The 22225-nt window shown below is 70.3% G+C and carries 20 protein-coding genes; 9 read left to right on the forward strand and 11 right to left on the reverse strand.

Translation table 11 applies throughout. The features are described 5' to 3' along the window. Positions 1–7: 7 nt before the first annotated feature. Positions 8–697, forward strand: a complete 690-nt coding sequence (locus ACFW9O_RS15410; protein ID WP_384609650.1) for an HAD family hydrolase — start codon at positions 8–10, stop codon at positions 695–697. 155 nt (positions 698–852) lie between these two features. Continuing rightward, a complete protein-coding gene (locus ACFW9O_RS15415) occupies positions 853–2058 on the forward strand; it encodes a hypothetical protein (protein ID WP_384609403.1) in 1206 nt (401 codons plus the stop codon). 49 nt (positions 2059–2107) lie between these two features. On the opposite strand, the gene ACFW9O_RS15420 is transcribed toward ACFW9O_RS15415, so the two are convergent. After that, complete coding sequence (locus ACFW9O_RS15420) at positions 2108–3592, reverse strand: peptidoglycan D,D-transpeptidase FtsI family protein (protein WP_384609406.1); 1485 nt, start codon at positions 3590–3592, stop codon at positions 2108–2110. A gap of 175 nt (positions 3593–3767) precedes the next feature. Beyond that, on the reverse strand, positions 3768–4613 hold the full coding sequence (locus tag ACFW9O_RS15425) for an LLM class F420-dependent oxidoreductase (protein ID WP_384609409.1): 846 nt from the start codon (positions 4611–4613) through the stop codon (positions 3768–3770). Between the two features lie 211 nt (positions 4614–4824). Between ACFW9O_RS15425 and ACFW9O_RS15430 the strand changes: the two genes are divergently transcribed. Together ACFW9O_RS15430 and ACFW9O_RS15435 are read left to right on the forward strand one after the other, a co-directional pair. Then, a complete protein-coding gene (locus tag ACFW9O_RS15430; protein ID WP_384609412.1) occupies positions 4825–6360 on the forward strand; it encodes a CehA/McbA family metallohydrolase in 1536 nt (511 codons plus the stop codon). A gap of 102 nt (positions 6361–6462) precedes the next feature. After that, positions 6463–7194 (forward strand): siderophore-interacting protein, encoded by a 732-nt coding sequence (locus tag ACFW9O_RS15435; RefSeq protein ID WP_384609414.1) that lies wholly within the window; start codon positions 6463–6465, stop codon positions 7192–7194. A gap of 95 nt (positions 7195–7289) precedes the next feature. On the opposite strand, the gene ACFW9O_RS15440 is transcribed toward ACFW9O_RS15435, so the two are convergent. Continuing rightward, positions 7290–9212, reverse strand: a complete 1923-nt coding sequence (locus ACFW9O_RS15440) for an AMP-dependent synthetase/ligase (RefSeq protein WP_384609416.1) — start codon at positions 9210–9212, stop codon at positions 7290–7292. Positions 9213–9352: 140 nt separating this feature from the next. Beyond that, complete coding sequence (locus ACFW9O_RS15445) at positions 9353–10630, reverse strand: acetyl-CoA C-acetyltransferase (RefSeq protein WP_384609418.1); 1278 nt, start codon at positions 10628–10630, stop codon at positions 9353–9355. Between the two features lie 75 nt (positions 10631–10705). Here ACFW9O_RS15445 and ACFW9O_RS15450 point away from each other — a divergent pair, with 75 nt between their 5' ends. Both ACFW9O_RS15450 and ACFW9O_RS15455 read left to right on the forward strand, forming a co-directional pair. Beyond that, positions 10706–12025 (forward strand): 3-oxoacyl-ACP reductase, encoded by a 1320-nt coding sequence (locus tag ACFW9O_RS15450; protein WP_384609421.1) that lies wholly within the window; start codon positions 10706–10708, stop codon positions 12023–12025. A 4-nt stretch (positions 12026–12029) separates the two neighbouring features. Beyond that, the gene (locus tag ACFW9O_RS15455) at positions 12030–12881 is read left to right on the forward strand and encodes a MaoC family dehydratase (protein ID WP_384609424.1); all 852 of its coding nucleotides are present in this window, start codon (positions 12030–12032) and stop codon (positions 12879–12881) included. Here the strand turns inward: ACFW9O_RS15455 and ACFW9O_RS15460 are convergent. Then, positions 12878–13492, reverse strand: a complete 615-nt coding sequence (locus ACFW9O_RS15460; protein WP_351168602.1) for a TetR/AcrR family transcriptional regulator — start codon at positions 13490–13492, stop codon at positions 12878–12880. The genes ACFW9O_RS15455 and ACFW9O_RS15460 overlap by 4 nt on opposite strands. 233 nt (positions 13493–13725) lie before the next feature. On the opposite strand from ACFW9O_RS15460, the gene ACFW9O_RS15465 reads away from it, so the two are divergent. After that, positions 13726–14928, forward strand: a complete 1203-nt coding sequence (locus ACFW9O_RS15465) for an alpha/beta hydrolase family protein (protein ID WP_384609427.1) — start codon at positions 13726–13728, stop codon at positions 14926–14928. 163 nt (positions 14929–15091) lie between these two features. Next, complete coding sequence (locus ACFW9O_RS15470) at positions 15092–16519, forward strand: recombinase family protein (protein WP_384609429.1); 1428 nt, start codon at positions 15092–15094, stop codon at positions 16517–16519. A 77-nt stretch (positions 16520–16596) separates the two neighbouring features. Here ACFW9O_RS15470 and ACFW9O_RS15475 read toward each other — a convergent pair whose 3' ends face one another. From ACFW9O_RS15475 to ACFW9O_RS15495, 5 genes are all read right to left on the reverse strand, one after another. After that, entirely contained in the window at positions 16597–17952 is a 1356-nt protein-coding gene (locus tag ACFW9O_RS15475) for a dicarboxylate/amino acid:cation symporter (protein WP_384609431.1), read from the reverse strand. A gap of 435 nt (positions 17953–18387) precedes the next feature. Then, on the reverse strand, positions 18388–18684 hold the full coding sequence (locus ACFW9O_RS15480) for a DUF4229 domain-containing protein (protein WP_351168508.1): 297 nt from the start codon (positions 18682–18684) through the stop codon (positions 18388–18390). A gap of 93 nt (positions 18685–18777) precedes the next feature. Continuing rightward, positions 18778–19356 (reverse strand): GNAT family N-acetyltransferase, encoded by a 579-nt coding sequence (locus ACFW9O_RS15485; RefSeq protein WP_384609434.1) that lies wholly within the window; start codon positions 19354–19356, stop codon positions 18778–18780. Between the two features lie 146 nt (positions 19357–19502). Further along, a complete protein-coding gene (gene mqnE / locus ACFW9O_RS15490) occupies positions 19503–20666 on the reverse strand; it encodes an aminofutalosine synthase MqnE (RefSeq protein ID WP_351168512.1) in 1164 nt (387 codons plus the stop codon). A 52-nt stretch (positions 20667–20718) separates the two neighbouring features. After that, positions 20719–21174, reverse strand: coding sequence for an Lrp/AsnC family transcriptional regulator (locus ACFW9O_RS15495; protein WP_329209980.1), 456 nt, complete (start codon positions 21172–21174; stop codon positions 20719–20721). A gap of 121 nt (positions 21175–21295) precedes the next feature. Here ACFW9O_RS15495 and ACFW9O_RS15500 point away from each other — a divergent pair, with 121 nt between their 5' ends. Continuing rightward, a complete protein-coding gene (locus tag ACFW9O_RS15500) occupies positions 21296–21442 on the forward strand; it encodes a hypothetical protein (RefSeq protein ID WP_329215560.1) in 147 nt (48 codons plus the stop codon). A 4-nt stretch (positions 21443–21446) separates the two neighbouring features. On the opposite strand, the gene ACFW9O_RS15505 is transcribed toward ACFW9O_RS15500, so the two are convergent. Beyond that, complete coding sequence (locus ACFW9O_RS15505) at positions 21447–22127, reverse strand: UbiX family flavin prenyltransferase (protein WP_384609437.1); 681 nt, start codon at positions 22125–22127, stop codon at positions 21447–21449. Positions 22128–22225: the final 98 nt, after the last annotated feature.

Below are 22225 nucleotides of genomic sequence, written 5' to 3' on the forward strand. Positions count from 1 at the left end.
TCCGGTGATGGAAACGATCGTCTTCGACATCGGCGAAACCCTCGTCCGCGACGACCGCCACTGGGCCTCCTGGGCCAACTGGCTCGGCGTCCCGCCGCACACCGTCAGCGCACTGGTCGGCGCCGCGGTCGTGCAGGGCCGCGACAGTTCGGACGCGCTGCGCATCCTGCGCCCCGACATGGATGTCACCGAGGCCTACCACGCCCGCGCGGCAGCCGGCCGCGGCGAGCACCTGGACGAGACGGACCTCTACCCCGACGTCCGCCCGGCCCTGGCGGAACTGCGCGCGCTCGGCCTACGGATCGTGATCGCCGGGAACCGGAGCGTCCGGGCCGGGGAGCTGCTGCGCGCCCTGGACCTTCCCGCGGACCTGGTCGTCACATCGGAGGAATGGGGTGCGGCCAAACCGGACCGGGAGTTCTTCGAGCGCGTACTGGAGGTCTCGGAAGCGGCCCCGCACGCCACCCTGTACGTCGGCGACCACCCGGCCGAAGACCTGTTCCCGGCCAAGGCCGCGGGCCTGCGGGCGGCGCACATCCGCCGGGGCGCGTACGGGCACTGGTGGGCGGACCACCCCGACGTGACGGAGACGGCCGACTGGTGCGTCAACGCGCTGACGGACCTGCCGGCACTCGTGAACGCGGCACCGTCCGGCACGGCGCCCCGCATCGGAACCGGCCTCCGCTCGGTCCCGTGAGCGGAGCCTGAGCGGCCGGCCCCGCCACGTGCCGAGGACGCGGGACAGCCCGCGGTCCAAGCCCTCACCGGCCGTGATCACCGCGTGATCACCACCCCGTAACCTCCAACCCGCCAGGGGATTGACGGGGTGTGCGATCAAGGCGGGGGCAGTACATGACATACCGGCGCGCAGCAGTACCGGCACTGGTCGGAGGGCTGCTGCTCACAGCCCTCCTGTGGTGGGCGGGGGCGAGCGTGAACGCCCTGCACCTGGCGGGTACCACCGAGGTGCTCGGCGGCCGGGCGGCCGCCGAACTCGAACACTGGCTCGCCCCCTGGTCGTACGACGCTCCGGACTCGCTCCGGTTCGGCATCGGGGTGTCAGGTGGGACCGGGGACGCGGCCGGTACCGACGGCAGCCGCTACCTCTCGCTGTACACGACCTCCATGCAGATACGGTTCGGCGCCCTCCTCGCCGTCTTCGTTCCCGGGGCGCTGCTCCTCGTCCGCAGGCTGCCCCCGGTGCGCGGCCGGACGACGGCCGCGTTCCTCGCGGTGTGGGCCTGGGGCCTGGTGGCCGGAATGCTGGCGGCGACCGTCTCCGCACCGTGGTCGATCGCCTCGCGGGGGCACGGCAGTTACCGCTTCCTGCCCCAGCTGGCTTCCTCGAGCTCGTACGGGCAGCAGATCACGGTGCTGGCCGCGCTCGTCGCGGCGGCGGGGACCGTGCTCGCGGCACGGATCACCACCAAGGGCGCCGGACCGCTGCCGTTGAGGCAGGTTCCGGCCCGCGCTGCCCGCCTGGCCGCCACCGTCGGCACCGCCGTGGTCGCGCTGTCCCTGCTGGTCCTCTCGTACCAGCCCGTCGCCGCGGCCGTCCAGACGGTCTCCCTGTCCGGTCGGCTGCTCGCCGAACCGGGCGAGTTCCTCCGCACCTGGCTGCTGCTCGGCGGCTGGGCGGGCCCGGCGGGCGCCCCGCTCGGCGACTGGTTCCTGTACCGCGTCGCGGACGCGCTGCTGCTCGCCGTGGTGTGGTGGGCGCTTCGGAAGCTTCCCGTGCTGCTCGCCCCCGCCACCGTTCCGGCGATGGCGGTCGGCGCGGTCTGCGCGACCGTGATCGGACTGCTGGCGAGACAACTGCTGCAGATGGCGCTGACCGGTGCGGACTCGGGCATGCGCTGGGGGCTGGTGCAGTTGTCCGGCGGCCTCGGCGGCGGCGTCCCGGCCGCCCTGACCTGGGGGCTGGTGGCCGGCCTCCTGACCGCCCTGACACTGCGGCTGGCGGGCGGTGGCGCCGAGGCCGACAACGGCTCGGGCCCCGCCGCCCTGCCGGACCCGCCCACCACGGCCCCCACGCTGCCGGACCGGTCCGCCGGATGACGTCGGCCCCCGCCCGGCGACGTGCCGGGCGGGGGCCGAAGGGTCCGGTCTACTTGCCGAGGACCGCCTTCATCACGTCCCGCGCGATCGGGCCGCCCAGGCCGCCGCCCGAGATGTCCTCGCGGGAGATGTCCATCGCCGTCGGGTCGATGAAGACGGCGACCGCCACCGACTGGCCGTCGGGCTTCTTGCCGTACGAGACGAACCAGCCGTACGGCACCTCCTTGGTCACATCGTCACCGCGCTGCGCCGTACCGGTCTTGCCGCCCACCGTCACACCGTCGATCAGCGCGCGCTTCGCGCTGCCCTCACGGGCGGTGAACTCCATCATCTCCTGGACCTTCTTCGCCGTGTCCTCGGAGACCGCCTGGCTCTTGAGCTTCGGCTCGTGCTTCTCCAGCGTGGACACGTCCGGGCCGCGCAGTTCGTCGACGATGTACGGCTGCATCAGCTTGCCGTCGTTGGCGAGGGCGGCGGTCACCATCGCCATCTGCATCGGGGTGCTGGTCAGGCTGCCCTGGCCCATGCCGGTCAGGGCCGTGCCCGGCTTGTCGAGCTCCGCGGGGTAGAGGCTCTTCGTGGCGAGCATGTCGCCGAAGTCCTCGGAGTAGACGTCGGAGTTGAAGCCGAACTTCTCCGCCGTCTCCCGCATCCTGTCGTCGCCCAGTTCGGAAGCGGCGTCGAGGAAGACGTTGTTGCAGGAGAACTGCATGGCCGTCTTGAACGAGGCCTTGTTGCAGGTACGGTCGCCCGCCTCGCTGCTGATCGTGTTCGAGGAGAGCGGAAGCTTGTACGGGGAAGCCGCGTCGGTCGCCGCGTCCACGTCCGTGACGACGCCGTGCTCCAGGGCGGCCGCGGCCGTGAGGATCTTGAACGTGGAGCCGGGCGGGAAGGTCTCGCGCAGCGGGCGGTTGGCCAGCGGCTTGCTCTTGGCGTCGACGAGCGACTGGAACGTGTCGCCCTCCTTGAAGGAGTTGCCGGCGAAGACCGAGGGATCGTACGAGGGGGTCGAGACCAGGGCGAGCACCTTGCCCGTCGCCGGGTCGAGAGCGACGACCGCACCCCGCGCGTCGAGGTCGGTGAGGCCCTTGTACGCGGCCTTCTGCGCCTTCGGGTCGATGGTCGTGATCACATCACCGCCGCGCCGCTCCTCGCCCGTGAGGATGTCCTTGGCGTTCGAGAAGGCGAAGCGCTCGTCCTGGCCGCTGAGCACGCTGTCGTACGTCTTCTCCAGCAGGGACATGCCCTGTGCCTGGGAGGCGTAGCCGGTGACCGGGGCGTACATCGCACCGTCCTTGAAGGTGCGCTGGTACTTGAAGTCGGTCCCGGAGACCTCCTTCGAGCCCGTGATCGCCTCGCCGTTCACGATGATGTCGCCCCGCGGAGTCGCGAACTGGGTGATCTTGACCCGGCGGTTGTGCTCGTGGGTGGCGAGCTCCTCGCTCTTGGCGAACTGCAGCCAGTTGGTCCGGATCAGCAGGGCGAGCATCAGCAGCCCGCAGAAGATGGCTATGTGCCGCAACGGCCTGTTCATCGTGCTCCCGCTCCCCGGCAGCCGAGCACACACGCACACGGGCCGCACCATCGATGTCCGTTGGTGAAAGATGCAACTTTAGCGTCGGTGGTTGCATCCGAAGATCGCCACCGGACGATCCCGGCCACCTGATCGCCCGGCTACCCGGCCTCCCGGCTGCTCGGCTGTCGGGCCGTCAGAGATACGCGGCGTACGCGTCCAGTGCCCGCAGAACCTCCGCCTCCCCCGCCGGTGGCAGCTGCAGCACGACCTCCTCGACGCCCAGGTCCGCGTAGTGCGCCAGCTTCCCCGGGCTGGGCACCACCGCGTACGGCACCACCTGGAGCTGCTTCGGATCGCGTCCGGCCGACTCCCACGCCGCGCGCAGCTGCGGTACGGACTCCGAGAGGCCGCGCCCGCCGATCGGCAGCCAGCCGTCCGCGTCGCCGGCGATCTGCGCGAACAGTTTCGGTCCCGCCGCGCCGCCGATCAGGGTGCGCGGGCCGTTCACCGGGCCGCGCGGCTTCCGTACCGGTTTCGGATACGCGTGGCTCGCCCTCACCGACGCGAACTCCCCTTCGTACGCCGTCGGTTCGTCGGCCCACAGGGCGCGCATCAGCGCCATCCGGTCGCTCGCCAGCGCCCGCCGTGTCGACCAGGCGACCCCGTGGTCCGCGGCCTCCTCCACATTCCAGCCGAAGCCGATGCCGAGCGTGAACCTGCCATCGGAGAGGTGGTCGAGCGTCGCCGCCTGCTTCGCCAGGACGATCGGGTCGTGCTGGGCGATCAGGGTGATGCCGGTGCCGAGGGACAGGCGCTCCGTGACCGCCGCCGCCTGGCCCAGGGCGACGAACGGGTCGAGGGTGCGGCCGTACTCGGGCGGGAGCTCGCCGCCCGCCGGGTACGGGGTGTCCCTGCTCACCGGGATGTGCGTGTGTTCGGGCAGGTACAGCCCGGCGAACCCGCGCTGCTCCAGCTCCCGCGCGAGCCGTACGGGCGTGATCGTCTCGTCGGTGAGGAAGATCGTTGTCGCGATCCGCATGCGCGGACACCTCCGTCGTCGTCCGGTGACGGCACCAAGGTATGCGGTCGCGTGCCGTCGGGTGCGCGAAGCGGCGCTTCCGGTCGCACCCCGGGTCGTGCGGCTTCGCGAAGGCCGTTCCCCCTCTTGCGTTTCCCCGGAGTTCACGGCCTCATACGAGAGTTCGAGTACGTCACCCTCGTCACTCACGACACCCTGGGGAGCCACTCGTATGACCGGATCGATAGCCAGGCGCGGCCTTCTCGTCGGGACTGCCGCCACCGCTCTAACGTTGGGCCCTGTGAGCTTCGCCGACGCAGCCCCCACGCCCGCGCCCGGGAACGCGAACGGGGACGCGAACGGGGACGGCCCGGTCACGGCGGTGCGGACCGTGCGCGGCACCCTGCCCGCCGGATGCCCCGACTTCGTCCACCTCCCCGTCGAAGTGCCGCGCGGGGTACGGGAGATCGCCGTCTCGTACACGTACGTGAAGACGCCCGTACCGGCCGGCACCCAGGGCAACGCCCTCGACATCGGGATCTTCGACGAGCGCGGCACCGAGCTGGGCGGGCGCGGCTTCCGCGGATGGTCCGGCGGGGCGCGCGGCAGCTTCTTCATCCGGGCCGAGGAAGCGACACCCGGCTACATCCCGGGGCCGGTACGGGCCGGGACCTGGCACATCGCACTGGGCCCGTACACCGTCGCCCCGGAGGGCCTCCCGTACGAGGTGACCGTCACCCTGACCTTCGGGCCCACCGGCACCACCCCCGAGCCCGTCTACCCGCCCGAGCGCGCGAAGGGGCGCGGCAGGGCCTGGTACCGGGGCGACTGCCATCTGCACTCCGTCCACTCCGACGGCAGGCGTACCCCGGCGGACATCGCTGCCGCCGCGCGTGCCGCCGGGCTCGACTTCATCAACAGCAGCGAGCACAACACCCACTCCGCGCACAGCGCCTGGCAGGGGCTGTGGGGTGACGACCTGCTGATCCTGACGGGCGAGGAGGTCACCACCCGCAACGGGCACGTCGTGGCGCTCGCCACCGACCCGGGCACGTTCGTCGACTGGCGCTACCGGGCGCGCGACAACCGCTTCGGGCACTTCGCGAAGGCCGTGCGACGGGCCGGCGGCCTGGTCGTGCCCGCGCATCCGCACGCCACCTGCATCGGCTGCCACTGGAAGTTCGGCTTCGGCGAGGCGGACGCGGTGGAGGTGTGGAACGGCCCGTACACGCCGGAGGACGAGATCGCGCTCGCCGAGTGGGACAACTCCCTCGTCGCGGCCGTCCGCGCGTCGAAGCCGTGGATCCCGGCCATGGGCAACAGCGACGCCCACCGCGAGCCGGACAAGGTCGGCCTGCCGCAGACCGTCGTCCTGGCCGACGAGCTGTCGCGGAAGGCGATCACCGCGGGCATCCGGGCGGGCCGCTCGTACATCGCCGAGTCGTCCGCCGTCTCACTCGCGTTCGGCGTGTCGGGCGGGCGCGGTCTGCATGCCGGGATCGGTGAGCGGCTGCCGGCCGAGGACGACGCGCCCGTCACCGTACGGCTGGAGGTCACCGGTGCGCTGGGGTGCACGGCGCACATCGTCACGGACCAGGGCACGCTGTTCACGGCCGCGCTGCCGGAATCCGGGTCGGGCACGGTCGAATGGCGCACCACTCCCTCGTACGCGGCCTACGTACGGGCCGAGGTGCGGCACCCGGCATCGGTGCCGGGGCTGCCGGGAGCACTGGCGGCGCTCACCAACCCGGTGTTCCTGGGCCGTTAGCCCGCTTCCGCGACCGCCCCTCTCGGTGCGGCACCACTCCCCGGAGCCGATAATTTAGGTTAGCCTAACCTCAATTATTCTTCGGGTGAGAGGGGCACGGTCGTGGGTCATGGCTGGGAGGGCGTCGTCCTCAAGCTTTTCCGGGGGCGTGACTTCACGTTCACCGTCACCGGGACCGAACAGGTCACCGAGAACTTCCGGCGGGTGCACCTGACCGACGGCGGCCTGCTCGAAGCGACGGGCGGCGCGCACCCGACGATGTGGGTCAGGATCTGGTTCGAGCACGACGGCAGACCCCACCAGCGCGCCTACACCCTCGTCGACCCCGACCGGGAGGCCGGGACGTTCAGCCTGGAGTTCGCCCTCCACGACGGGGCCGCGAGCACCTGGGCCCGGACCGTCCAGCCGGGCGACACGGTCGACGCCACCCTTCAGGGCACCGGCTTCACCCTGCCCGAACCGCGGCCCGCCCGGCTCTTCGTGATCGGCGACGCCGCCTCGCTGCCCGCGGTCAACTCCCTGCTGGACGCGGTCCCGGAGACACCGGCGACGATCTGGTTCGAGAACGCGCACGCCGCCGACGAGAAGCTCCCCCTGCGCCTGGACCCGGCCCGCCACACCCTGCACACGGTCCCGCGGCGCGACGCGGGCAAGCACCTGGTCGCCGAGGTGAAAGCCGCCCTGCCGGACCTGCTCGGCGACGACGCCTCGGACGCCTACCTCTGGATCGCCTGCGACACGGCGACGACCCGGGCCCTGTCCTCGTACGCCCGCAAGGAGCTCGGCCTCGCCAAGGACCGGGTGAACGCACTGGGCTACTGGCGCGCCGCCTGAGACGCGGTGGCGGGTGACCGCTTCGGCCGTGCCGGCCCGGCACGGAAGCCAGGGCGACCCCAACCGGGGCCGCCCTCACACGCGTTGACCGGCATCTACCTGCGGTACAGGTCCTCGATCTCCGCATCGAAGTCACGGGTGATCGCGTCCCGCTTCAGCTTCAGGGACGGGGTGAGGTGGCCGCTCTCCTCGGTGAAGTCCCTCGGCAGGACCGTGAACTTGCGGATCGACTCGGCACGCGAGACGAGCCGGTTGGCCTCGTCGACCGCGCGCTGCAGCGCCGCGCGCAGCTCCTCGTCGTCGACGAGTTCACGCATCGGCACGTCGACCTTCTTGCGCATCCGGCGCCAGTGCGCGAGCCCGTCCGGCTCCAGGGTGATCAGTGCCGTGACGAACGGACGGTTGTCGCCGACCACCAGACACTGGCCGACCAGCGGATGGGCGCGCAGCCAGTCCTCCAGCGGAGCCGGAATGACGTTCTTGCCGCCGGACGTGATGATGATGTCCTTTTTGCGGCCGGTGATCGTGAGGTAGCCGTCCTCGTCCAGTGCGCCGAGGTCACCGGTCGGGAACCAGTTGCCCTCCTCCAGATACGGGACGGCCTCGCCGCGCTCGGCGTCCCAGTAACCCTGGAAGACCTGGCCGCCGCCGAGGAGTACCTCCCCGTCGTCCGCGATCCGTACGGCGGTACCGGGCAGCGGCCAGCCCACCGTGCCCAGGCGGGGCTTGAGGGGCGGGGTGACGGTGGCGGCCGCGGTGGTCTCGGTGAGGCCGTAGCCCTCGAAGATCTCGATGCCCGCGCCCGCGTAGAACGCGGCGAGCCTGTGCCCCAACGGGGAGCCGCCGCAGATCGCGTACCGGACGTGGCCGCCGAGCGCGGCCCGGATGCGGCGGTAGACCAGCGGGTCGTACAGGGCCCGGGCGAGGCGCAGGCCCGGTCCCGGGCCGGGGCCCGTGCCGTGTTCGGCGGCCTCGACCGCCTCGCCGTAGCGCTGGGCGATGCGGGCCGCACGGTCGAAGGACGAGGCGCGGCCCATCTTCTCGGCGGTGGCCCGGCCGGTGTTGAAGACCTTCTCCAGCACGTACGGGATCGCCAGCAGGAACGAGGGCTTGAAGCCCGCCAGGTCCGCCAGCAGGTCCTCGGTCTGGATCGAGGGCGCGTGGCCGAGCCGGACCCGGGCGCGCAGGCAGCCGACCGCCACCATCCGGCCGAAGACATGGGAGAGGGGCAGGAAGAGAAGGGTGGAGGCGGGGTACTTGGAGACGGACTTGAAGACCGGGTGCAACAGCTCGATCGCGTTGTCGACCTCGGCGAAGAAGTTGCCGTGGGTCAGGACGCAGCCCTTGGGCAGGCCCGTGGTGCCCGAGGTGTAGATGAGGGTGGCGGGGCTGTCCGGCCCCAGGGCCGAACGCCGTGCGGCGACCTCCGCGTCGGGAATCTGCCTGCCCAGCGACTTCAGGCGGCCGATGGCACCGGTGTCGAACTGCCAGAGGTGGGCGAGATCGCCGAGCTGCTGCCGCTCCTGGCTGACCAGCCGGCCCTGTTCCTTCGTCTCCACGGCGCAGGCCACGGCGCCGGAGTCCTGGAGTATCCAGCGGGTCTGGAAGGCGGACGAGGTGGGATAGACGGGCACGGTGACCAGCCCGGCCGCCCAGGCGGCGAAGTCGAGCAGCGTCCATTCGTAGGTCGTACGGGCCATGATCGCGACCCGGTCACCGGCCTTGAGGCCTTCGGCGACGAGGCCCTTGGCGACCGCCTGCACCTCCTCGGCGAACTCCGCGGCCGTCACGTCCTGCCAGGTGCTGTCGGACTGCTTGCGGCTGATCACGGCCTCGGACGACGCCTCGCGGGCGTTGTCGAAGGGGATGTCCGCGAGCGATCCGCGCCGCACGGTCGGCGCGAACAGGGGTACGGAGACCTCCCGTACCGTGCCGTCGGCGTCTCTGACCTTCGTGGGCTCGACCAGAACGGGCACGGTGGGGGCCGCGGGTGCGGCGGCAGCGGCTGACGTGGACACGAGCGGCTCCTCGGCGTGGGGTGCGGCACCGGGCTCGTCCGTGGGTCCGGTGCCGGTGCGGGCTGTGGGGTGCGCGGGGTCGTGCGGTGGCAGATGCGGGGTGCGTCGGGCGGGTCGGCGCCCGGTCCCGGCCGGCGGGGTCAGGGGCGTTCCAGAACGGCGGTGACTCCCTGGCCGCCCGCGGCGCAGACCGAGATCAGGCCCCGTCCCGGAGCGCCCCGTTCCGCGAGGAGTCCGGCCAGGGTCGCGACGATCCTCGCGCCGGTCGCGGCGAACGGATGCCCCGTGGCCAGGGACGATCCCGCCACGTTGAGCTTGTCGCGGTCGATCGCCGGCAGCCCCTGCTTCTCCCAGGAGGCGAGCGTGGCAAGGACCTGGGAGGCGAAGGCCTCGTGGATCTCGAAGAGGTCGAAGTCGTCGAAGGTGAGCCCGGCGCGCTCCAGCATGCGCGGTACGGCGTACGCGGGCGCCATCAGCAGTCCGTCCTCGCCGCTCACGTAGTCGACGGCCGCGGTCTCGTACAGCGACAGGTACGCGAGTGGCTCCAGGCCGTGCGCCTGCGCCCACTCCTCGCTCGCCAGCAGCACGGTGGCCGCACCGTCGGTGAGCGGCGTCGAATTGCCCGCGGTCATCGTCGCGTCGGGGTGCCCGGCTCCGAACACCGGTTTCAGCGTGGCGAGTTTCTCGACCGTGGATCCGGGGCGCAGGTTCTGGTCACGCTCCAGACCGCGGTACGGGACGACGAGGTCGTCCAGGAAGCCCCGCTCGTACGCGGCGGCGAGCCGCTGGTGGCTGGTCGCCGCCAGCAGGTCCTGATCGGCGCGGGTGATACCCCACTTCAGAGCGGTGACCGCGGCATGTTCGCCCATCGAGAGTCCGGTGCGGGGTTCCTCGTTGCGCGGGATGTCCGGGACGAGGTGCCGGGGACGTACGCCCGCCAGGGCCTTGATCCGGGCACCCGTCGACGTGGCGCGGCGGGCCTCCAGGAGCAGCCTGCGCAGTTGGTCGTTGACGCCGAGGGGCGCATCGCTCGTGGTGTCGGCGCCGCCGGCGATCGCCGAGTCGACGGCCCCGAGCATGATCTTGTTGGCGGCGGCGACGACGGCCTGCAGGCCCGTTCCGCACGCCTGTTGGATGTCGTACGCCGGTGTCCGCGGGTCGAGCGCGGAGCCGAGGACGGTCTCGCGGGCCAGGTTGAAGTCCCGGCTGTGCTTGAGGACGGCCCCCGCGACGAACTCTCCGACCTGCTGCCCCCGCAGGCCGAACCGCTCGACCAGTCCGTCCAGTGCCGCGGTGAGCATCTCCTGGTTGGAGGCCTGCGCGTACGGGCCGTCGGAGCGTGCGAACGGAATGCGGCTGCCGCCGATGACCGCGACCCTGCGCGGCTGCGGAAGTGCCAGGGGGATCAACTCGACCAACTCATCTCGACCAACTCCTGACTCCAGAGTAACCTTACTCCGGAGTAAATCTACGACCGAGCAGGAGTCTGGACAATGGCCGACCACTATCTGCACCTCACCGGCACAGCACCCGGCCGCTTCCTGACCCGCAGGCTCGGCCTGCCGCAGCCTCAGCGGCTGCGGCGCTGGACGCTGGAGAATCCCACACTCGTCGGGCCGTTGCTGCACCTCACAGCGGGTGAATCGGCGATCTCGGACATGCTGAGCACGATTCTCGCGAAGATCGGCCCGCAGGCCACCGGACAGACCGGCCACCCGGCGGGCATCGTCCTGGACGCGACCGGGATCACCACGGTCACCGGACTCGGAAAGGTGCACGCCGCACTCCATCCCGTCGTACGCTCGCTCGCCGCAGGAGGCCGCGTCGTCGTCATCGGCACCCCGCCGTCCCCCGACGACCACCACCAGGCGGCCGCCCAGCAGGCACTCGAAGGGTTCGTGCGCTCGCTCGGCAAGGAGATCGGCAAGGGCGCCACCGCGCAGCTGCTACGGATCCCGCCGGGTGCCGCCGCGTCGGCGGAATCCACGCTCCGCTTCCTGCTCTCCCCCCGGTCCGCCTACATCAGCGGCCAGGTCATCGAACTCACCGACGCCGCCCCGGACCCGGTCGCCGACTGGGCGGCGCCGCTGTCCGGGCGCACCGCGCTGGTGACCGGCGCGGCGCGCGGCATCGGAGCGTCGGTCGCCTCCGTCCTGGCCAGGGACGGCGCCACGGTGATCTGCCTGGACATCCCGCAGGCCGAGGAGGAGCTTGCCCGTACCGCCGCCCGGCTCGGCGCCACCGCCCTGCCGCTGGACATCACCGCCCCCGACGCCGCCGACCTGATCGCCGCAGCCGCACCCGAGGGTCTCGACATCCTCGTCCACAACGCGGGCATCACCCGGGACCGCAGGCTCGCCAACATGCCGGCCGAGCGCTGGGCCTCGGTGATCGAGGTCAACCTGGACAGCGTCCTGCGCACCACCGACGCCCTCCTGAAGGCGGGCGCCGTCAACCGCGGCGGCAGGATCGTCGCCACCGCGTCCATCGCCGGGATCGCCGGGAACAACGGCCAGACCAACTACGCGGCCAGCAAGGCGGGCATCATCGGCCTCGTCCGCTCCCTGGCCCCGCACGCCGCCGCCGACCACGGCGTCACCGTCAACGCGGTCGCCCCCGGCTTCATCGAGACGAAGATGACCGCCGCCGTGCCGCTCCTCATCCGGGAGGCCGGCCGCCGGATGAACTCCCTTTCCCAGGGCGGACTTCCGGTCGATGTCGCCGAGACGACCGCCTGGTTCGCCCAGCCCGCTTCGAGCGCCGTCAACGGCCAGATCGTGCGGGTATGCGGCCAGAGCCTGCTGGGAGCCTGAGACCGTGTCCAGTCTGAGCATGTCCCTGCTGCGCGGGGCCGTCACCTCCCCGTTCAAGCGGGCGGGACGACCCGGCGCCACGCTCCCCACCGGCCGGGCGTCGCTCCCCCCGGCCCGCAGCGCACCTGGCCCCCTCGCCTCGTACAGCAGGGTCTGCGGGTTCACCGAGCCGGGAGTACTGCCGCTCACCTATCCGCACGTCCTGGGCTTCCCCCTGGCCATGCGCGTCATGACGGGCCGGGCCTTCCCCCTGCCGGTCCTGGGACTCGTCCACACCTGGATCGACATCACCCGGCACCGCGTCCTGCACCCGGAGGACCGGCTCGAACTCAGCGCGTACGCGGCCGGCCTGACGGACCGTCGCCGCGGCACCGAGGTCACGATGGTGACGGAGGCGCGGCTGGCGGGCGAGCTGGTGTGGGAGTCGCGCAGCGGATACCTGTCCCGGCACACCACCGGCGCCACCACCGCACCGGCCGCCCGAACGGCGGCGGTCACCGAGGACCTCCCCGCCGTGGCCGAGTGGCAACTGCCCGGCGACCTCGGCCGAAGGTACGGTGCCGCGTCGGGTGACCGGAACCCCATTCACCTGCACCCGCTGACGGCACGGCTGTTCGGCTTCCCCCGGCACATCGCGCACGGCATGTGGACCGTCGCCCGGTGCCTCGCCGAGGCCGGGACCGGCCTGGGCGCCGACGCCGTCGAACCGGGCCGGATCCGTTCCGTACGGGCCGACTTCAGAGCCCCCCTGCCGCTGCCGGCCACCGTCACGTACGCGGCCGCCGGCGCCGCCTTCGAGGTACGCGGTGCACACCGCGTCCACCTCACCGGCCGCGTGACCCTGGACGGCAGCTAGCGGGACTGCCACCCGCGGCCGTGCATGAGGTTCTCCAGGCCCGCCCAGGAGAAGTTCATCAGGGTGCCCGCCGCCTCCTTGGCCGAGACACCCGGAGTCTCGTTCGCCCACCCCGCGAGCGCCTCCGCAGCCCCCACGAGCGCCTGTGCGAGCCCGGCCACATCGCGGTCGGGGAGCGCGGGATCATGGTGCGCCTCGCGCGCCGCCGCCCCGATCAGACCCGTCACGAACGCAACGATCTCCTCCCGCAGCACACTGACCTCGCTGACGAACGGCTCCCCCTGCGACCGCGCCTGCTGGTGCAGGACCGCCCAGCCGTCCGGGTTGTCCGCGGTGTGCGTGAAGAACGCCCGCAGCCCCGCCCACAGCTGGCGATCCGCCGGCAGCCCCGGCTCCACCGCCGCCTGCACCGCTTCCACCAGCGCCTTTGCCTCACGGCGGATACACGCGGTGAAGAGTTCTTCCTTGGAATTCAGATACAGATAGACCAACGGCTTGGACACACCGGCCAGCTCCGCGATCTCGTCCATCGAAGCGGCCCGGTACCCGCGCTGCCCGAAGGTCTGCACCGCGGCATCCATCATCTGCTTCTCACGGACCGCGCGCGGCATCCGTTTGCTCTTCACTGCACTCACGTCAGACGTCCCTCCCGCCCCCACTGCGCTACTCCTCGGTAAGAGTACGGCGCGGGTTCCGCCCCCGTCGTACGGAAGGGGCGCGACCCGGCCACGATGACCGGTAGTCGCCCACCGACCCCGTCGGGCGCCCGTACACCTCAGGTCCCCCACGGGATCACACCTGGGTCCGATGCTGTCGTCCGCTCCCGCCGCCTAGTGTCCCCGACATGACGCTCAGACTCCCTGGACGAACGGCCGTCGTCGCCCTCACCGCCCTGGCGCTGTCGGCCGCACCCGCCGTCACCGCCCACGCCTTATCCGGCCCCGCGCCCATCCCTGCCGCATCCGCCGCCACGCTCGAACTGCCCCGCCCTACCGGCCAGTACGCCGTCGGCGCCGACGTTCTCCACCTCACCGACCACGACCGGACCGACCCCTGGGTGCCCGACGCCGGGAACCGCGAACTGGTGGTGTCGGTCCACCACCCCGCCCGGCCCGGCGGTGAAAGCGGCCCCGCCCCCTACATGAGCACCGAAGAGGCCCGGCTGTTCCTGGCACAACGGGGACTGGACGGCATCGTGCCGGCCACCGTCGTCAGCTCCACCCTCACCCATGCCCGTACCGATGCCCGGGCCGCCCGGGGCCGGTTCCCGCTGGTGCTGCTCTCCCCCGGCTTCGGTACCCCCCGCGCCACCCTGACCTCCCTCGCGGAGGACCTCGCGAGCCGCGGCTACGTCGTGGCGAGCGTCGATCACGCCTACGAGTCCACCGGAACGGCCTTCCCCGGCGGACGCATGCTCACGTGCGCGGCATGTGACGCGGTCGAGGCGGCACCGGACGAGGCGGCCGAGCGGAAGGTGCTGAAGGCTGTCTCCACCGGACGGGCCGACGACCTCACCTTCGTACTCGACCGGCTGACCGGTCCACGCCCCGCCTGGGACAAGTCCCGGATGATCGACCGACGCCGGGTCGCCGCCGCGGGCCACTCCATCGGCGGCAGCGCCGCGGCCTCCACGATGCTCGCCGATCCCCGCGTCGACGCGGGGATCAACATGGACGGCACCTTCTTCGAACGCGTTCCCCGCGCGGGCATCGGCGAGCGCCCGTTCCTGATGCTCGGCACCGACGCGGGCCACCGTCCCGGAGGTGCGGACGGCTCCTGGGACAAGGGCTGGAAGCGCCTGGACGGCTGGAAGCGGTGGCTGACCGTCAAGGACTCCGGCCATTTCACGTTCACGGACATCCCGGAACTCGGCGAACAGCTCGGCCTGCCGGTCGACCCCGCGGCCGCACTCTCCGGCGACCGCTCGACACGGATCACCCGGGACTACGTGGCGGCATTCCTCGATCTGCACCTACGGGGCCGGGAACAGCCACTCCTCGACGGCCCGTCGCCGGACAACCCCGAGGTCGTCCTGCAGCATCCGTGACCGCCCGGCGGACACAGAAGCGCCCTGGACACGGATGTCGGTCCGGGGGCGCTCTCTTCTCTCGCGCCGCGGAGATCAACGGCACCTGCATCTGGTCGACACGTGCGTAACCGCGAGGCATGCATACACGTTGTGCAGCGCGGTACGACAGTCGGAGGATTTCATGACCAAGCCGCAGCGAGTGGCGATCTACGCCCGTATCAGTAAGGACCGCAAAGGTCAGGAGCTCGGAATCCTGCGCCAGGAGGCGGCGTGCAGGGAGTTGTGCGCCAGGCTCGGATGGAAGGTCCACAAGGTCTATCCGGAGAACGACACATCCGCATCCACCACCAGCAAGCGAAAGCGTCCCGCCTACGCGGAGATGCTGCGCGACGCTCGAGATGGGGTGGTGGACGCCGTCGTCGTGTACTCGATCGACCGCCTGACCCGACGCATCACCGAGCTGACGAGCTTCCTCGAGGAGCAGAAAGAGCACGGTTTCTCCTTCGCGACGACGGAAGGCGAGGACACCGCAACAGCCAGCGGCCGCATGATCCTGACGATCAAGGGGGCGGTGGCCCAGCAGGAGACCGAGCGCATGTCGGAGCGAATCAATAGTTCGTTGCTCCAGCGGCGCGAGGAGGGCAGACCGCACGCGGGGGGTCCGCGTGTCTTCGGTTTCGATCCGGATTCGGGCTTTCAACGGATCGTGCCCGAGGAGGTGAAGCTGATCCGGCGCGGCTATGACATGCTCGTCGGCTCCCCGGCACGGACACCCGGAGATGTGGCCCGTCTGTGGAACGGGGCGGGTGCGCGATCGCCGGGTGGAACAGCGTGGTCCATTCAGAAGGTCAAGCGGGTGTACCGATCTGAGCGGACCGGGGGGATCATCACGTACAAGGGTCAGGACATCGGCGACAGCGTCTACCCCCACCCGCTCACTCGCGCCGAGTGGACCACCGTCCAAGCCGTGCTGGACGGTCGGGCAACGCCGTCCGCGCAAGGCTCGGGCAAGCGGAAGCACTTGTACTCAGGTTTCCTCAAGTGCGGGTACTGCGGGTCGACCATGCGGGTCCAGTGGGCCACCATCCAGGGCCGTACGTTCCGGCGGACGCTCTGCCACTCAGGCCAGGTGGGGCACAACGGTGAGTTGGGGTGCGGGAAGGTCAGCCGCTCGTACGCGTGGATCGAGGAACAACTCAATGCGGTGATCGAAGCTTCCTTGAAGGAGCTTCGGCCCCGACCTCAGGAGGCACCTGCTGAGGATCTGACCAGGCCGATCGCGGTGCTGGAGGAGCGAATCCGGGTTCTGCGTCAGCGGTGGAAGGACGGGAACATGGAGGACGAGGACTACTTCGACGCCCTCGGCCACCTTCGCACCACCGTGCAAGCCCTCCGCTCACGCGAGTCTGCAGCGGTTGTCAGGCGGACGCACCGGGTGATGGACACCCTGACGGTGTGGAACGACGACTCCGCCGAGAACCTTGAACGTCGCAGGGTGGTCGTTGGCATGGTTGTGGAGAAGGTCGAGGTGTTCAGTGTCGGGCGGGGACGCCGGAAGCCGCCGGAGCCGGACTCGATCAGGATTACCCGGTCGCACGCTGACCCATGACACGAAGAAGCCCCCTACCGGAGCGCAGGCTCGGTAGAGGGCTTCTTCATGAGCACCAGAGACTGTTCGGTCCTGCCTCAGGCAGCGACTTCCACGCGCCCCTTGGAAATCTGGGGCTCGGTCCCGAACTCCTCAAGAGGCGAGGCACCGGCTGAGTTGTACGCGTCGCGGTCGAGGATTCCCTCGCGTGCGGCCACGATCAACGGAGATACAACCTGTCCCGCCACGTTCGTGGCGGTGCGCATCATGTCCAGGATCGGGTCGATGGCGAGCAGCAGACCCACGCCCTCCAGCGGCAGGCCCAGCGTCGACAGGGTCAGCGTCAGCATGACCGTGGCGCCGGTGAGGCCGGCGGTGGCGGCCGAGCCGATCACCGAGACGAACGCGATCAGGATGTAGTCACCGATGCCCAGCTGGACGTCGAAGATCTGCGCGATGAAGATCGCCGCCAGCGCCGGGTAGATCGCGGCGCAGCCGTCCATCTTCGTCGTGGCGCCGAACGGGACGGCGAAGCTGGCGTACTCCTTCGGGACACCGAGGCGCTCGGTGACCTTCTGGGTGACCGGCATCGTGCCGACGGAGGAGCGGGAGACGAAGGCCAGCTGGATCGCGGGCCAGGCGCCCTTGAAGAACTGCAGCGGGCTGACCTTGGCGACCGTGGCGAGGAGCAGCGGGTAGACGCCGAACATCACCAGGGCGCAGCCGATGTAGACGTCGGCGGTGAACGTGGCGTACTTGCCGATCAGGTCCCAGCCGTAGTCGGCGATCGCGTAGCCGATGAGGCCGACGGTGCCGAGCGGGGCGAGGCGGATGACCCACCACAGGGCCTTCTGGAGGAGCTCCAGGATCGACTCGCTGAGGGAGAGGATGGGCTTGGCCTTGTCGCCGAGCTGGAGCGCGGCGATACCGGCGACGGCGGCCATGAAGACGATCTGCAGCACGTTCAGCTCGGTGAACGGCGTGATGACGTCCGTCGGGATGATGCCGGTCAGGAAGTCGATCCAGGAGCCGGCGTGCTCGGGCTTGGCGCCGTCCTTCGGGGTGAGGCCGGTGCCGGAGCCCGGGTTGGTGACCAGACCGATCGCGAGGCCGATGGCGACCGCGATGAGCGAGGTGATCATGAACCAGAGCAGCGTGCGGGTCGCCAGCCTCGCGGCGTTGTTGACCTTGCGCAGGTTGGTGATCGACACCAGGATCGCGAAGAAGACGAGGGGCGCGACGGCCAGCTTCAGCAGCTGGACGAAGATGCTGCCGACCTGGTCGAGCGTGGTGTAGAGCCAGCTGATGTCCTGGCTGCGGGCGAGCCAGCCGAGCAGGACACCCAGGACCAGACCGGCGACGATCTGGACCCAGAACGGGACCTTGGGTATGCGGAAACCGGAGCCGGTGGGCTTACCGGCGTCGGTCGCGGGGGACGCGGAATTCGCGGACACGGACACACTCCTGATGTGCGCATCGGGACGTACGGAAACGGACGTACCTACGTGCGGTCGAACGGGGACGGGGGTGCGGCGCCCGCGTCAGGGGCGGCGCCGCTGCATGATGCCGGTTCAGACGTTGCGGCAACAGACCGCGGACATACAGCGGCAGAGATCGACATGCAGGCGCGCCACGAGCGGGGGGCTCATGGTGTGAAAGGGGCGCACTGCTGCGTTCATGTCGAACACGTTAACACTTGTACTTTGAGAACCTCAAAGGTCTGCTTTGACGAAAGGGCGCGGCACGGTCGCCGTCGGCGCTCGCCCGGCGGGCTCGAATGCGTCGCGTACGGCCCGGAAACGCCGAAACCCCGGCACTGGAGCGAGTGCTCCGGTCCGGGGGGCTTCGTGCGTACGGGGCCGCGGGGTGTGAGGAACCTTACGCGGCGCTTACTGGGTGACGCCGTCCTCGCGCGTACGGTTCGCCTCGAGCTTGGCCTTGGTCCGGTCGACCGTGGAGATGAGCTGGGCGGACATCTCGTCGCGCTGCTTGCGCAGGAGGACGAAGCTGAGGGGCGCGGAGAGGAGCAGGCCGAGCAGGATGACCCAGACGAGGTTGGATCCGCCGAGTCCCGCGGGCAGCACGCCGAAGTGGACGGCCACACCGGAGACGAAGAAGCAGCCCACGAAAATCAGCAGGCGCATCGCGGTGTAGCGGATCGTTGCGCTCGGCTTGGCAGCGGACACGGCTGGCCTTCTCTCTACGTCCGACGTTCCTGCGGTCGCGCGGTCTGCGGTTCCACGGTTCTGCCCGACCAGTGAAGCATGCCCCGAATTCGATCAGTTCGCAGGGCTCCCGGTTTCCACGAGCCGTCCCGTGGAGGGGCTGTCCTGCCGGAGGAGCGGGAGCAGCATGATGATGTCGTCGCGGTAGTCGTTCTCGGACACCCTGATCGCGTTCGGGACGCGGCCCACCTCCTGGTATCCGCAGGAGGTGTAGAAGCGGTCGGCCCCGGTGCCGCCGCGGCAGGTGAGCCGGATGGCGTCGATGCCGTCGATGGCGCGGGCGGCGTCGGCCGAGGCGGTCATCAGTTCGCGTCCGAAGCCCCTGCCCTGGTGGCGGGGGTGGACCATCACCGTGTAGAGCCCGATCCAGTGCCGCATCAGCCGGTGGGAGTTGTGCGTGAGGAAGGCGGTGGCGGCCACGGCGCCGTCCTCGTCCCGTCCGACGACCAGGTGGGTGCCGCCCTCCGCCATCCCTGCGAGGTGCCTGACCAGCTCGGGCCTGACCTCCTCGGCGGTGACGGGTGGTACGAAGCCGACGGCTCCGCCCGCGTTGGTGACGTCGATCCAGAGCGCGGTGATGCCGTCCCGCAGGGCCCGGTCGAACGGGGGATCCACCTCAAACGTAAGTGTCATAACAGCAGATTAGCTATTACACACCTGCCCCTCAACCGGTGTCCACCACGCGAGAAGGCCCATGCGCCAGCCATGCGGAAGCCCCGGCCGGGGACGGCGGGCCGGGGCTTTCACGCAACGGGAACAGGATCGGAGAGCGGACCGTCTCAGACGCGCATCGGCTGCGGCGACTCGCGGCGGCCCGCGTCCGGACCCGGGTACTCGCGGAGGATCTCGTACCGGGTGTTGCGCTCCACCGGCCGGAAGCCGGCGTCCCGGATCAGGTCCAGGAGGTCCTCACGGCCGAGCTTGCTCGGCGTGCCGTAGTCGTCCGCGTCGTGCGTGATCTTGTACTCGACGACCGAGCCGTCCATGTCGTCCGCGCCGTGCTGGAGCGCGAGCTGCGCGGTCTGCACCCCGTGCATCACCCAGAAGACCTTGACGTGGGGAACGTTGTCGAAGAGCAGCCGCGAGACCGCGAAGGTCTTCAGCGCCTCCGCGCCGGTCGCCATCGACGTCCGCGCCTGGAGCGTGTTGCGGACCTTGCCGTCCTTCATATCCACGAAGTCGTGCTGGTAGCGCAGCGGGATGAAGACCTGGAAGCCGCCGGTCTCGTCCTGCATCTCCCGCAGCCGCAGCACGTGGTCGACGCGGTGACGGGGCTCCTCGATGTGCCCGTACAGCATCGTCGCCGGGGTCTTGAGCCCCTTCTCGTGCGCGAGACGGTGGATGCGCGACCAGTCCTCCCAGTGGGTGTTGTGGTCGACGATGTGCTGACGGACCTCCCAGTCGAAGATCTCCGCGCCACCGCCGGTCAGCGACTCCAGGCCGGCCTCGATCAGCTCGTCGAGGATCTCGGACGCCGAGAGCCCCGAGATCGTCTCGAAGTGGTGGATCTCCGTCGCCGTGAACGCCTTGAGCCCCACGTTCGGCAGGGCTTCCTTGAGCGCGCTGAGCGAACGGGGGTAGTAGCGCCACGGCAGGGTGGGGTGCAGCCCGTTGACGATGTGCAGCTCGGTGAGGTTCTCGTTCTCCATCGCCTTGGCGAGTCGGACGGCCTCCTCGATGCGCATCGTGTACGCGTCCTTCTCGCCCGGCTTGCGCTGGAACGAGCAGTACGCGCAGGACGCGGTGCACACGTTGGTCATGTTGAGGTGGCGGTTGACGTTGAAGTGGACGACGTCGCCGTTCTTCCTCGTACGCACCTCGTGGGCCAGCCCGCCGAGCCAGGCCAGGTCGTCGGACTCGTAGAGCGCGATCCCGTCCTCGCGGGTCAGCCGCTCGCCGGCCCGGACCTTCTCCTCCAGCTCGCGCTTGAGTCCCGCGTCCACCAGTGCCCCTCCCATATCTCTACGTAACAGACTCCGGCAGCCAACCGTACGCCTATGCCTCGTCGGGCAGTTCCCCGACCCGGTTCTCCCACTTGGTGGAGAGCACGATCGTGGTACGGGTCCGGGAGACCCCCTTCGTACCACTGAGCCGACGGATCGTCTTCTCGAGGCCGTCCACGTCACCGACCCGGACCTTGAGCATGTACGAGTCGTCGCCCGCGATGAACCAGCAGTCCTCGATCTCGGCGAGGTCCTTCAGCCGGTGCGCCACGTCCTCGTGGTCGGCGGCGTCGGAGAGCGAGATGCCGATGAGCGCGGTGACCCCGAGTCCCAGCGACGCGGAGGCGACCGTCGCGCGGTAGCCGGTGATGACACCGGCGGTTTCCAGCCGGTTGATCCGGTCGGTGACGCTGGGCCCGGAGAGCCCCACGAGCCGCCCCAGCTCGGCATACGAGGCCCTGCCGTTCTCTCTGAGGGCCTGGATGAGCTGCCTGTCCACCGCGTCCATATGACTGAAACCTTCCATTGTTCAGCAGTACCGCGAGTTTAAGTGTAGAATCTAAGGCATGCAGGGCCCAGACCCTGCAAATCTTTCAGAACATCCAAGAAATGCTTTCGAATCTTCAGGAGTGAACTTCACCGTGTACACGATCGAGATGGCCTACGCCCGGATGCGCGAGCTGCAGGACCTGGCCAACCGCTCGCGTGCCCACCAGCCCGCCGCCGCGCACCGCGTCGACAAGACCCGCGCCCCGCGCACGCCCAAGAAGCGCTGACCGGCTAGGGCCTTTCACGGGAGCCCCCACCGAGCTCTCCTTCCCATCGGCGGTACAGCTGGTGCGGCACACCTGCCGCGTCCAGCACCCGCCCCGCGACGAAGTCCACCAGGTCCTGGATGTGCGTCGCACCCGCGTAGAACGCCGGAGAGGCGGGCAGCACCACTGCGCCCGCCTCGTCGAGCGCGACCATCTGCTTCAGCGTCTGCCCGCTCAACGGGGTCTCGCGTACCGCGACGACCAGCCTCCGCCGCTCCTTGAGCGTGACGCTCGCGGCCCGCTGCAGCAGGTCCTTCGAAAGTCCGAGTGCCACCCCGGCCACGCAGGCCGTCGACGCCGGCACGATGAGCATCCCCTTCGCCGGGTAGGACCCCGAGGACGGCCCGGCCGCCAGATCGCCGGCCGCCCAGTGCCGTACGCGACCGAGATCCGTCCCGCTCACCCCGAAGGTGTGCGGCTTCCCGTCGGCCCCCCGAGCCAGCCAGTCGCCCAGGTCCTCCCGCCAGTGCGCGTCACGGAAGGCGATCCCCGTCTCGTCCAGGAGGGTGAGGCGCGAGGCTCGGCTGACCACCAGGTCGACGCTCTCCCCCGCGGCCAGCAGCCCCCGCAGGACCGAGGCGGCGAACGGCGTCCCTGACGCGCCGGACACCCCGACAATCCAAGGCTTGCGCTGCTGCTGACTCACTGAAGTCCCGGAATCCACACGACCGAGCCTATCCGGCGCCCCCGGTCAGGAACCGCGCCAGGTACTCCGTACGTTCCGTCAGGTGAAGGGACAGCCAT

Source organism: Streptomyces sp. NPDC059499 (genome assembly GCF_042749285.1).
Lineage (GTDB): Bacteria > Actinomycetota > Actinomycetes > Streptomycetales > Streptomycetaceae > Streptomyces.

What these genes read in the sequence shown, in the direction of transcription:
- ACFW9O_RS15450 (WP_384609421.1), top strand. Translation starts at nt 10,706, where the DNA reads ATGGCCGACCACTATCTGCACCTCACCGGCACAGCACCCGGCCGCTTC.
- ACFW9O_RS15430 (WP_384609412.1), top strand. Translation starts at nt 4,825, where the DNA reads ATGACCGGATCGATAGCCAGGCGCGGCCTTCTCGTCGGGACTGCCGCC.
- ACFW9O_RS15470 (WP_384609429.1), top strand. Translation starts at nt 15,092, where the DNA reads ATGACCAAGCCGCAGCGAGTGGCGATCTACGCCCGTATCAGTAAGGAC.
- ACFW9O_RS15420 (WP_384609406.1), bottom strand. Translation starts at nt 3,592, where the DNA reads ATGAACAGGCCGTTGCGGCACATAGCCATCTTCTGCGGGCTGCTGATG.
- ACFW9O_RS15410 (WP_384609650.1), top strand. Translation starts at nt 8, where the DNA reads ATGGAAACGATCGTCTTCGACATCGGCGAAACCCTCGTCCGCGACGAC.
- ACFW9O_RS15415 (WP_384609403.1), top strand. Translation starts at nt 853, where the DNA reads ATGACATACCGGCGCGCAGCAGTACCGGCACTGGTCGGAGGGCTGCTG.
- ACFW9O_RS15465 (WP_384609427.1), top strand. Translation starts at nt 13,726, where the DNA reads ATGACGCTCAGACTCCCTGGACGAACGGCCGTCGTCGCCCTCACCGCC.
- ACFW9O_RS15460 (WP_351168602.1), bottom strand. Translation starts at nt 13,492, where the DNA reads ATGCCGCGCGCGGTCCGTGAGAAGCAGATGATGGATGCCGCGGTGCAG.
- ACFW9O_RS15495 (WP_329209980.1), bottom strand. Translation starts at nt 21,174, where the DNA reads ATGGACGCGGTGGACAGGCAGCTCATCCAGGCCCTCAGAGAGAACGGC.
- ACFW9O_RS15485 (WP_384609434.1), bottom strand. Translation starts at nt 19,356, where the DNA reads ATGACACTTACGTTTGAGGTGGATCCCCCGTTCGACCGGGCCCTGCGG.
- ACFW9O_RS15425 (WP_384609409.1), bottom strand. Translation starts at nt 4,613, where the DNA reads ATGCGGATCGCGACAACGATCTTCCTCACCGACGAGACGATCACGCCC.